At 63.1% G+C, this 8,565-nt stretch carries 8 protein-coding genes; 4 read left to right on the plus strand and 4 right to left on the minus strand.

The window, feature by feature from the left end; genetic code table 11:
* Positions 1-216, plus strand: a 216-nt coding sequence (locus EN884_RS15760; protein ID WP_281034830.1) for a glycine cleavage T C-terminal barrel domain-containing protein, incomplete at its 5' end; no start/stop codon positions are given.
* A 1-nt stretch (position 217) separates the two neighbouring features.
* On the opposite strand, the gene EN884_RS15765 is transcribed toward EN884_RS15760, so the two are convergent.
* Complete coding sequence (locus tag EN884_RS15765; RefSeq protein ID WP_063170453.1) at positions 218-850, minus strand: class I SAM-dependent methyltransferase; 633 nt, start codon at positions 848-850, stop codon at positions 218-220.
* 145 nt (positions 851-995) lie between these two features.
* Here EN884_RS15765 and EN884_RS15770 point away from each other — a divergent pair, with 145 nt between their 5' ends.
* A complete protein-coding gene (locus EN884_RS15770) occupies positions 996-1,856 on the plus strand; it encodes a phosphotransferase family protein (protein WP_063169917.1) in 861 nt (286 codons plus the stop codon).
* Positions 1,857-1,863: 7 nt separating this feature from the next.
* On the opposite strand, the gene EN884_RS15775 is transcribed toward EN884_RS15770, so the two are convergent.
* Together EN884_RS15775 and EN884_RS15780 are read right to left on the minus strand one after the other, a co-directional pair.
* A complete protein-coding gene (locus tag EN884_RS15775) occupies positions 1,864-2,787 on the minus strand; it encodes a DMT family transporter (protein ID WP_063169916.1) in 924 nt (307 codons plus the stop codon).
* A 106-nt stretch (positions 2,788-2,893) separates the two neighbouring features.
* On the minus strand, positions 2,894-4,174 hold the full coding sequence (locus tag EN884_RS15780; RefSeq protein ID WP_063169915.1) for an amidohydrolase family protein: 1,281 nt from the start codon (positions 4,172-4,174) through the stop codon (positions 2,894-2,896).
* Between the two features lie 169 nt (positions 4,175-4,343).
* On the opposite strand from EN884_RS15780, the gene EN884_RS15785 reads away from it, so the two are divergent.
* Positions 4,344-6,098, plus strand: a complete 1,755-nt coding sequence (locus tag EN884_RS15785; RefSeq protein ID WP_013528036.1) for an ABC transporter ATP-binding protein — start codon at positions 4,344-4,346, stop codon at positions 6,096-6,098.
* 164 nt (positions 6,099-6,262) lie between these two features.
* Here the strand turns inward: EN884_RS15785 and ilvD are convergent, their stop codons facing one another.
* Positions 6,263-8,107: a dihydroxy-acid dehydratase gene (gene ilvD / locus EN884_RS15790; protein WP_063169914.1), complete on the minus strand. Its 1,845-nt coding sequence runs from the start codon at positions 8,105-8,107 to the stop codon at positions 6,263-6,265.
* A 106-nt stretch (positions 8,108-8,213) separates the two neighbouring features.
* Here ilvD and EN884_RS39550 point away from each other — a divergent pair.
* Positions 8,214-8,565: VOC family protein (locus EN884_RS39550; protein WP_245491936.1), on the plus strand; the 352-nt coding region annotated here is incomplete at its 3' end.

Consider the following 8,565-nt stretch of genomic DNA (forward strand, 5'->3'; position numbering starts at 1 on the left):
CGCAATGGCGAGCCGGTCGGTTATCTCACCAGCGGCGGTTATGGCTATACGCTGGGCAAGACCATCGGCTACGGCTACGTGCGCAACGCCGACGGGGTCAGCGACGATTTTCTCGCCTCGGGCGACTACGAACTGGTGGTTGCGATGGAGAGGACGCCGGCCAAGATCCACCTCGAGCCGATGTACGACCCGGCAGGCGCGAGGGTCAAAGCGTAGGTCAGGTCACGCGCAGTGCGAGGCCGCGGCTGGGCACGGTGTCGGCTTCGCCGGGCATCGAGACATAAGGGCGCGTTTCCTCGACGCGGGTGACGAGGCCCTGCGCCTCGAGCTCAGCGACGCGCGTGGCGAAGCCCTGATCCCACAGCGAGTTCTTGACCGTCAGCACGATGATGCCGCCCGGCCGGCAGATGCGGATCAGTTCGTCCAGCCCCTCGACGCCAACATGACCTGATGTGAAGACGCCGGCCGAGATCACTCCGGCATAGGCATCATCGGCAAAGGGCAGATGACCGCCCAGCGCCAGGCAATGGAGCGCGGAATAGACACCCTTGCGGGCTGCCTGATCCAGCATGCCTTGCGAAATATCGAGTGCCTCGACTTGCGGGTAACCAGCAATATCAAGCCATTCGCCGATGAGACCGGTGCCGGCCCCGGCATCGAGCAGCGGTGCTGAACCGCGCGGCAGATGGCGGGTCAGCAGCGCAAGGCAGATCGTCGGATGGCGATAGCCGGCGGCCGACATGTCGGCGTCGTAGGTCTGCGACCAACGATCATAAAGTGCGGCGACCTCTTCGGGCCGCTTTGCCGCGTAGGCCGCGCCAAGCGCACCCTGATGTTTGTTGTCCGCCACTTTGATCCAGTCCGCCAATTTTTGATCTCGCAGTGATGATAGCCAAAGCGCGAAAATTGTGGAACCGTTGCCGCGACAAATAACAGTGTGTGGGGGCGCAGGCATGATTACAGACTAGGCGCGCGCGGCACTGGACGCCATTCCCATGCTGGCCGGCTACAGCGGGCCGCTGGAACGGCTGGGCGGCCTCACCAACCTCGTCTTCAAGGCCGGCGACTTCTGCCTGCGCATTCCCGGCAAGGGCACCGAGGAATACATCAACCGGGCCAACGAAGCGGTGGCTGCACGCGAAGCTGCAAAAGCAGGGGTCAGTCCCGAGGTGCTGCATGTCGATGCCGGCACCGGGTTGATGGTGACACGCTACATCGCCGGCGCCGAAACCATGTCGGAGGAGAAATTCAAGGTTCGGCCGGGCAGTCCAGCCCGCGCCGGCGAGGCCTTTCGCAAGCTGCACAATTCAGGCGCGGTGTTTCCCTTCCGCTTCGAGCTGTTTGCGATGATCGACGACTATCTCAAGGTGCTGTCCACCAAGGAGATCGCCCTGCCCGCCGGCTATCATGACGTGGTGCGCGAGGCGGAAACCGTGCGCTCGGCACTTGCCGCCCATCCGCTGCCGATCGTTGCCTGCCACTGCGATCCGCTGTGCGAGAACTTCCTCGATACGGGCGAGCGGATGTGGATCGTCGACTGGGAATATTCGGGCATGAACGACCCGCTCTGGGACCTTGGCGACCTCTCCGTGGAAGGTAAATTCGATCTGGCGCAAGACGAAGAGATGATGCGCGCCTATTTCGGCGGCGAGGCGAGGCCGGCGGAGCGCGGCCGCATCGTCATCTACAAGGCGATGTGCGACCTGTTATGGACGCTGTGGGGGCTGATCCAGCTCGCCAACAACAACCCGGTCGATGATTTTCGCGCCTATGCCGACGGGCGGTTCGCGCGCTGCAAGGCGCTGATGGAGACGTCCGAGTTTTCACGGCATCTGGCGGCGATCCGCCGGGGGTGAGCCTGGACTAATTCACGCCCTTCGGCACGTTTTCGGGCGGCACGGTGGTCTCGACCACTTTCTGGCGGTGGAAGATGAACAGGCCGGCGAGAACGACAATGCCCGAGCCGATCAGGATGCGCGGACCGGGAACGTCGCCGAAGAACACCAGTCCGAACACCACCGCCCACAGCAGCAGCGTGTAATGCAGCGGCGCCAGCGTCGAGGCCGGCGCCAGCTTGAGCGCCCTGGTGATCATCAGATGCGCGCCGCAGGAGACGATGCCGAGCAGCAGCATGGCGCCGAGATCGAGCGCCGACGGCGTCTGCCAGGCGCCGATGCTCAGCACGCCGCCGATCAGCAGCGTGCCGATGGTCTGCCATGTCACCAGATTGGTGTCGCTGGTGCCGCGCAGCCGGCGGTTGAGGATGATGGCGAAGGCGAAGGAGATACTGCCCACCAGCGCAAAGCCTGACGACAGCGAGAACGCCGCCGACGACGGTTTCAGCATGATCAGCACACCGCAGAAGCCGAGCAGGATCGCCATCCAGCGGCGCCAGCCGACCTTTTCGCCAAGCAAGAGGTGCGAGAGTGCCGCGACGTAGATCGGCCCCGCCATGTAGAAACTCATCACATCGGCCAGCGGCAGATAGACCACGGCGGCATAGAAGAGCGCGGTGTCGAGCGTGGTCATCACCACCCGCAGCAGCTGCAGCTCCAGGCGTTCCATGCGAAACAGCTTGGCCGGGCCCTGGTTGGCGATCATCGGGCCGAGCACGAAGAAGGCGCCGATGGAGCGGATCAGCACCACCTGGCCGACGGAGAAGCTGGCGACCAGCCATTTGCCCATGGCGTCGTTCAGCGCAAAAAGGAAATCGCCGGCCAGCATCAACAGAATGCCGGCCAAAAGCACATTCCTGATCGTCGAATTCTGCGCCACGGGCTGCGTCATGCCGATCCCGATTCCTCCCTAGTAAGCCGCGTCGTAGACGGAAGTGGCTGCCTTGACGAGGAGAATTCGGGCAATGGGTAAGACCAGCGCCGGGAATCGGCTGTATCTAGCTGGATATGTGCCGCCGGTTCACCATTCCCGGCCTTCCGCCGATGGACAGCCTGGTTTCCTGCTTCGTCCGCTCCGCCACCACCTTGCCCCTGGCGATGACGCACAGGCGCTCGGCGCGCAGCCGCAGGGCTTCGACCGGATTGCCGGCATCGAGGACGACCAGGCTGGCGCGCTTGCCGACCGCCAGGCCGAGATGATCGAGGCCCATGATCGCGGCATTGACGTTGGTGACCATGTCGAAGCAGCGCGCCATCTCTGCCGGGCTCGACATCTGAGCGACGTGCAGACCCATGAAGGCGACATCGAGCATATCGGCGGTGCCCAGCGAATACCAGGGATCGAGCACGCAATCCTGGCCCCAGCCGACGCGAATGCCGAGCGCCAGCATTTCCTTGACCCGGGTCAGGCCGCGGCGCTTCGGGAAGGTGTCGTGGCGGCCCTGCAGCATGATGTTGATCAGCGGATTGGGAATGACCGAGACGCCGGCCTCGGCGATCAGCGGCAAAAGCTTCGAGACGTAGTAATTGTCCATCGAATGCATCGAGGTGAGGTGCGAACCGGCGACCTTGCCGTGCAAACCAAGACGCTGCGCCTCATAGGCAAGCTGCTCGATATGGCGCGACAGCGGATCATCGGTCTCGTCGCAATGCAGGTCGACCATCAGGCCGCGGCTGGCCGCGATCTCGCACAGCTCCGTTACCGAGCGCGTGCCGTCGGCCATGGTGCGCTCGAAATGCGGGATGCCGCCGACGATGTCGACGCCCATGTCGAGCGCGCGGATGGTGTTTTCACGCGCCGATGGAGAGCGATAAAACCCGTCCTGCGGGAAGGCGACCAATTGCAGGTCGATGTAGGGAGCGACCGTCTTCTTGACCTCGAGCAACGCCTCGACCGCCAGCAGGCGGTCATCGCAGACATCGACATGGGTGCGGATGGCGAGCAGGCCCATCGACACCGCCCAGTCGCAATAGGCCAGCGCGCGATCACGCACGGCCTCATGCGTCAAAAGCGGCTTCAACTCGCCCCACAGCGAAATGCCTTCGAGCAGCGTACCCGAAGCGTTGATGCGCGGAATGCCGTAGGAGAGCGTCGCATCCATGTGGAAATGCGGATCGACGAAGGGCGGCGAGACCAGATTGCCACGGGCGTCGACCTCGGTCCGCGCGGAACCCTGGAGAACGGGCTCGATCGCCGCGATCGTCTCACCGTTGATGCCGATGTCGGCAACCCTGCCATCAGGCAGTGTGCCGCCGCGAACGATAAGGTCGAAATCCATCCGTCGTCATCCCGTCAAAAGAATCATCTGATATAGCCGAGGCTGAAAATCGCATCCCGTCGATGCCGCTTGCAACAGCGATTTGTCCGCGGCGGCCGCGGATGGTTTCATCCGGCCGCAACTCCCTCTATAAGCCGCCTTCGTTGTCCCGGTTTCAAGGATCCGCCGTTTGTTTCGTTTCTTCCGCTCGACGGAAAACCAGCGCCTCGTCGCGAGGTTGATCCGGGAATCCTTTTATCAGCACAGGTTTGGCTACGGCGCCGCGATCTTGTCGATGCTTGTGGTGGCCGCCACGACCGGCGCCAGCGCCTGGATTCTCAAAGAGATCACCGACGAATTCGTAGTCTTCAAGCGGATTGACCGGGTCAACCTGATTGCGGGCGGGGTCGCCACGATCTTCATCCTCAAGGGCCTCGCCAACTTCATTCAGGCCTATTTCATGAGCCGTGTCGGCAACGCCATCATCGCCGACCGCCAGCGCAAGATCTACGACCGCATCCTGGCGCAAGGCATCGAATTCTACCATTCGACCTCGTCGTCCGACCTGATCACACGCATGACCAACAATGCGCAGGCGGCACGCAACGTGCTCGACCTCGTTGTCACGTCCTATGTGCGCGATCTGTTGTCGCTGGTCGTCCTGGTAGGAGTCATGGTCTGGCAGCAGCCAGCCTTGTCTATAATCTGCTTCGTCGTCGGCCCCTTGGCTATCTACGGGGTCAACCGCATCCTGAAACGTGTTCGCAAGTTCGCCGCGATGGAGTTTCGCTCGGTCGGCCAGATCGTGCAGGTGATGCAGGAAACGGCAATCGGCGTGCGCGTCGTCAAATCCTTCAACCTCGAAGGCGCGATGCGCAACCGCATGTACAAGGCCGTGTCGGACGTCGAGAACCGGGCCAATAACATCGCGACGCTGGAGGCTGCGACAAGCCCGGTGATGGAGACGCTGGCCGGGCTGGCTATTGCCGGGGCCATCTTCGTCAGCGGCTTCCTGGTCTTGCAGGGCGGCCAGATGCCGGGAAACATCATGGCCTTCATCGGGGCGCTCCTGTTTGCCTATGAGCCGGCAAAGCGCCTTGCGCGCGTACGCATATCGCTGGAAAGCGGCATTGTCGGCGTGCGCATGATGTTCGAGCTCGCCGACCAGCCGCTCACTCTGGTCGAGAAGCCGGACGCGAAGCCGCTTCTGGCCGGACCGGGCGAGATCCGGTTCGACGCCGTCGACTTCGCTTATCAGAAAGGGCCGCCGGTGCTGGACAGGTTCGATCTGACGCTTGCGCCCGGCAAGATGACGGCGCTGGTCGGGCCTTCCGGCGGCGGCAAGTCGACGATTCTAAACCTGATCATGCGCATGTATGATCCGCAGAGCGGCAGGGTGCTGTTCGACGGTCAGGATATTTCCCATGCGACGCTCGCATCGCTGCGGGAAAAGATCGCCTATGTCAGCCAGGATACGTTCCTGTTTGCCGGCACCATCATGCACAACATCCGGCTTGGGCGCGAGGGTGCGACCGACGATGAGGTGATCGCCGCCGCCAAGGCGGCCAACGCGCATGACTTCATCAGCGCGCAGGCGAAAGGCTACGAGACGGATGTCGGCGAGAATGGCGGCCTACTGTCGGGCGGCCAGCGCCAACGGATCTCGATCGCACGCGCCATGCTGCGCAATGCGGAGATCCTGCTGCTGGACGAAGCGACCAGCGCGCTCGACGCCGAATCGGAAGCGCTGTTCCGCGACGCGCTGCAGCAATTGACGGAAGGCCGCACGACGATCGTCATCGCGCACCGTCTGTCGACCGTGCACCAGGCCGACACAATCGTGGTGCTCGAAGCCGGCAAGGTGGTGGAAAGCGGCCCGCACAAGGCCTTGCTCAAGCAGGGCGGGCTCTATCAGAAGCTCTATGAGTATCAGTTGATGCCGTAGCACTTCTCTTCCCTTCCCCCCCCTTGTGGGGGAAGGTGGATCGGCGCGCGGCGCCGAGACGGATGAGGGGTGTTCCAGCGGAGTGAGACGTCGGTGTTCTCTGGACCACCCCTCATCCGTCGCCTGCGGCGACATCTTCTCCCACAGGGGAGAAGGAAGAAACCTCACTCCGGCACAAACCTCACCGCGCCCTTGGCCGCGCTGGTGGCCATGGCGGCATAGGCGCGCAAGGCGGTCGTCACCTTGCGCTTGCGCTTTTCCTCAGGCTTCCAGGCCAGGGCGCCCCTGGCCTCCATCGCCGCCCGGCGCGCAGCGAGTTCCGCCTCATCGACAGCCAGGCGGATGCTGCGGTTCGGGATGTCGATCTCGATCGTATCGCCCTCCTGCACCAGTCCGATCAAACCGCCTTCGGCAGCTTCCGGCGACGCATGGCCGATCGACAGACCCGAGGTGCCGCCGGAGAAGCGGCCGTCAGTAATCAGAGCGCAGGCCTTGCCGAGGCCCTTCGACTTCAGATAGCTGGTCGGATAGAGCATCTCCTGCATGCCGGGGCCGCCGCGCGGTCCTTCATAGCGGATGACGACGACATCGCCGGCCTTGATCTCATTGGACAGGATCGCCTTGACGCTCGAATCCTGGCTTTCGAACACGCGGGCCGGGCCGGTGAATTTCAGGATCGATTCATCGACGCCCGCCGTCTTCACGATGCAGCCGTCGAGCGCCAGATTGCCCTTCAGCACGGCAAGGCCGCCATCCTTGGAAAAGGGATGTTCGGTCGAGCGGATAACGCCTTTCTCGCGGTCGAGATCGAGCTCGTCCCAGCGGCGCTCCTGGCTGAAGGCGACCTGTGTCGGCACGCCGCCAGGGGCGGCGAGGAAGAAATCGCGCACGCTCTGGCTGGTCGTGCGGGAAATGTCCCAATGGTCGAGCGCCTCGCCCAGGGTTGACGTATGCACCGTCGGCAGGTCGCGGTTGAGCAGGCCGGCATTGTCGAGCTGGCCGAGGATGGCCATGATGCCGCCGGCGCGGTGGACGTCTTCCATGTGGACGTCGGACTTGGCGGGCGCAACCTTGCACAGCACCGGCACCTTGCGCGACAGCGCGTCGATGTCGTCCTGATCGAAATCGATCTCGCCCTCATGCGCGGCAGCCAGGATATGCAACACGGTGTTGGTCGAACCGCCCATGGCGATGTCGAGCGTCATGGCGTTCTCGAAAGCGCCCTTCGAGGCGATGTTGCGCGGCAGTGCGGTTTCGTCGTCCTGTTCGTAATAGCGCTGGGCGAGATCGACGATCAGGTGGCCGGCCTCGACGAACAGACGCTTGCGGTCGGCATGCGTCGCCAATGTCGAGCCGTTGCCGGGCAGCGACAGGCCAAGCGCCTCGGTCAAACAATTCATCGAATTGGCGGTGAACATGCCCGAGCAGGAGCCGCAGGTCGGGCAGGCCGAGCGCTCGATGACCTTGACGTCCTCATCGGAGATCTTGTCGTCGGCGGCCGCGACCATGGCATCGACCAGGTCGAGCGCCTGCGTCTTGCCGGCGAGCACCACCTTGCCGGCTTCCATCGGACCGCCGGAGACGAAGACGGTCGGGATGTTGAGGCGCAACGAGGCCATCAGCATGCCGGGCGTGATCTTGTCGCAATTGGAGATGCAGACCATGGCGTCGGCGCAATGCGCGTTGACCATGTATTCGACAGAATCGGCGATCAGCTCGCGCGACGGGAGCGAATAGAGCATGCCGTCATGGCCCATGGCGATGCCGTCATCGACGGCGATGGTGTTGAATTCCTTGGCAACGCCGCCGGCCTTTTCGATCTCGCGCGCGACCAATTGGCCGAGATCCTTCAGATGGACATGGCCCGGCACGAACTGGGTGAAGGAGTTGACCACCGCAATGATCGGCTTGCCGAAATCCGAGTCCTTCATGCCGGTGGCGCGCCAGAGGCCGCGAGCGCCGGCCATGTTGCGGCCATGGGTGGTGGTGCGGGAACGATAGGCAGGCATGTTTTTTCCTTGGTGGCTGGCCGCAGCCCAGGGGTTGGCGCGGCGGAGCTGAATTCGGACCGCAGGCGTTATAGACGCGCAAGTATGGTCTGGCCACAATTTTGCAATGCGCCAGATTCTCTCAAAAAAATGCGTGGCACTGTCGGATGGCGCGCTGCATGTCCGTCCTTGGGCAGACGGCAAGGAGATGGCACCATATTCGGAGTCAGCCGTTTCACAGGAACAGCGACCGAAACAGCACGAGGAGCACGACATGCAAAAGATCACCACCTGCCTGTGGTTCGACGGCCGAGCCGAAGAGGCCATGAACTTCTACGTCTCCATCTTCAAGAATTCCAAGGTGCTGAGCGTGATGCGTTGGCCCGAAGGCCACGCCGATGCAGGCAAGGTGTTGGTGACCACGTTCGAACTCGACGGCGTGCAGTTCCAGGCGCTCAATGGTGGACCGCAGTTCAAGC

The sequence above is a fragment of the Mesorhizobium sp. M7A.F.Ca.AU.001.01.1.1 genome, assembly GCF_004022735.1.
Taxonomy (GTDB): Bacteria; Pseudomonadota; Alphaproteobacteria; order Rhizobiales; family Rhizobiaceae; genus Mesorhizobium; species Mesorhizobium ciceri.